The sequence below is a fragment of the Streptomyces sp. NPDC049597 genome (assembly GCF_040675505.1).
GTDB lineage: Bacteria > Actinomycetota > Actinomycetes > Streptomycetales > Streptomycetaceae > Streptomyces.
In genome coordinates this window covers 1-2,800 of record NZ_JBFAOY010000074.1, presented here as the reverse complement: position 1 = coordinate 2,800, position 2,800 = coordinate 1, and the positions used below count along the sequence as shown (strand labels likewise).

Sequence of the window (2,800 nt, the reverse complement as noted above, 5' to 3'; positions counted from 1 at the left end):
CAACGACCCGGGCATGGGCGTCATCCGCCACGTCGACGCCGGCTACGACATCGCCGACACCGTCGCCGCCGACAAGGGCGTCCGCATCCCCATGCGCGAAGGTGACCAGGCGTGACCACGTCGTTCCACGAGATGTGGCGGGAGCTCGCGCCCATCGGGCGTGACGCGGACTCCGGTGGATACCGCCGGTACGCGTGGACCGAGGCCGACCGGGAGTGCCGGGACTGGTTCCGGGAGCAGGCCGAGGCGCGCGGACTCGCCTACGAGACCGACCGCAACGGCAATCAGTGGGCCTGGCTCGGCGACCCCCTCGCGGGTGACGCCGTCGTCACCGGCTCGCACCTCGACTCCGTCCCCGACGGCGGAGCCTTCGACGGGCCGCTCGGTGTCGTGTCCTCCTTCGCCGCGCTCGACGAACTCCGCCGCAGGGGCGTGGAGTTCACCCGGCCGATCGCCGTGACCAATTTCGGTGACGAGGAGGGCGCCCGGTTCGGGCTCGCCTGTGTCGGCTCCCGGCTCGCCGCCGGGCAGCTGACGAAGCAGGCCGCGTACGAGCTGCGCGACGGCGACGGGATCAGCCTGCCCCGGGCCATGGAGGCCGCCGGGTACGACCCGGCCGCCATCGGGCCCGACCCCGAACGGCTGGCCCGCGTCGGCGCGTTCGTCGAGCTGCACGTCGAGCAGGGCCGTGCCCTCGCTGCGATGGACAGCGGCTCCCCCGCGGGCACGGGCCACGCGGTCGGCATCGCCTCCGCGATCTGGCCGCACGGCCGCTGGCGCTTCGACTTCCGCGGCGAGGCCAACCACGCCGGCACCACACGCCTCGTCGACCGGCGCGACCCGATGCTGACGTACGCGGAGACCGTGCTCGCCGCCCGCCGCGAGGCGGAACTCGCGGGCGCCGTCGCCACGTTCGGCAAGATCTCCGTCGAACCGAACGGCGTCAACGCGATCCCCTCCCTCGTCCGCGGCTGGCTCGACTCGCGCGCCCCCGACCAGGCGGCGCTCGACACCGTCGTCACGGCGATCGAGCACGCCGCGAAGGAGCGCGCGGACCGCGACGGAGTGGACCTGGCCGTCGTACGGGAGTCGTTCACCCCGGTGATCGAGTTCGAGCACGCCCTGCGCGACGAGCTCGACAAGATCCTCGGCGGTGCCGTGCCGGTCCTCGGCACGGGTGCCGGGCACGACGCGGGAATCCTGTCCGCGTCCGTCCCGACCGCCATGCTGTTCGTACGCAACCCCACAGGGGTCTCGCACTCCCCGGCGGAGTTCGCGGCCGAGGACGACTGCGTGGCCGGGGTGATCGCACTCGCCGACGTACTGGAGGGCCTGGCGTGCAGGTGACCTACTGGCTGGAACACGCCTGGCTCGGCGCCCACGTCGAGCCGGGTGTGGCACTGGACGTGCGCGACGGCGGCATCGCGGCCGTCCGCACGGGCACACACGCCCCGCCGCCGGGAGCGGTGGTCCTGCGCGGGCTCACCGTCCCCGGCCTGGCGAACGCCCACTCGCACGCCTTCCACCGCGCCCTGCGCGGCACCGTCCAGGTCGGCAGCGGCACGTTCTGGACCTGGCGCGAGGTCATGTACCAGGTCGCGTCCCGGCTGGACCCCCAGACGTACTTCACGCTGGCCCGCGCGGTGTACGCGGAGATGGCGCTCGCCGGGATCACGGCCGTCGGAGAGTTCCACTACGTCCACCACGCGCCCGGCGGTACTCCCTACGCCGACCGGAACGCCATGGGCGAGGCCCTGATCGCGGCCGCGGCGGAGGCGGGCATCCGCATCACGCTGCTCGACACGGCGTATCTGTCCTCGGCCATCAGGAACAAGCACAGCGGCGAGCCGCCGAACCGGCACCAGCTGCGCTTCTCCGACGGCACGGCGGACGCCTGGGCCGAGCGGGCGGACGCCCTGAAGGACGGCGAGCACGTACGCATCGGAGCGGCGATCCACTCCGTACGGGCCGTCCCCGCGCACCAGTTGTCGACGGTCGCCTCCTGGGCGTCCGCACGCAACGCGCCCCTCCACGTCCACCTCTCCGAGCAGACCGCGGAGAACGACGCCTGCCTCGCGGCGCACGGCGTGACGCCGGCCCGGCTGCTCGCCGACCACGGCGTGCTGGGCCCCCGCACCACCGGGGTGCACAACACCCACCTGACGGACGAGGACATCGCGCTGCTGGGCGGCACGGCGACGGGCACCTGCATGTGCCCCACGACGGAGCGCGACCTCGCCGACGGCATCGGACCCGCCCCCGCGCTCCAGGCCGCCGGTTCGCCGCTGTCCCTCGGCAGCGACAGCCACGCGGTGATCGACCTGTTCGAGGAAGCGCGGGCGATGGAGCTGAACGAACGCCTCCGCTCACGGACGCGCGGCCACTGGACGGCGGCGGCGCTGCTGCGCGCCGCGACGGCGGACGGCCACGCGGCACTGGGCTGGCCCGACGCGGGCCGCCTGGAGCAGGGCGCGCTCGCGGACTTCACGACCATCGCGCTGGACTCGGTGCGGACGGCCGGACCCGTGCCGGAGCTGGGCGCGGAGACGGCGGTCTTCGCGGCGGGCGCGGCGGACGTACGGGACGTCGTGGTGGGGGGCCGCCGCGTCGTGCGCGACGGGTCGCACGTGCTGGTCCCGGACGTGGGGTCGGCGCTGACGGAGGCGGTGGCCGCGCTGCGGACGTGACGCTGCTTGTTTCCCCCACCCGCCCTACACACTGCGCCCCGAGGCCACCTGCGTCACCTGCCCCCGCACCTGCGATGCCGACCGCGTGGAACGCCTGCTGCGTGGCGAGTGAC

At 74.2% G+C, this 2,800-nt stretch carries 2 protein-coding genes; both read left to right on the top strand.

The window, feature by feature from the left end; translation table 11 throughout:
• Window positions 1–132: 132 nt before the first annotated feature.
• Entirely contained in the window at window positions 133–1,347 is a 1,215-nt protein-coding gene (locus AB0K02_RS33945) for an allantoate amidohydrolase (RefSeq protein ID WP_365996458.1), read from the top strand.
• Complete coding sequence (locus tag AB0K02_RS33940; RefSeq protein WP_365996457.1) at window positions 1,338–2,687, top strand: formimidoylglutamate deiminase; 1,350 nt, start codon at window positions 1,338–1,340, stop codon at window positions 2,685–2,687. The genes AB0K02_RS33945 and AB0K02_RS33940 overlap by 10 nt, the downstream gene beginning before the upstream one ends.
• Window positions 2,688–2,800 lie beyond the last annotated feature (113 nt).

Excerpts from the sequence above, each read along its gene's own strand:
- AB0K02_RS33945 (WP_365996458.1), top strand. The coding sequence starts at position 133 with ATGTGGCGGGAGCTCGCGCCCATCGGGCGTGACGCGGACTCCGGTGGA.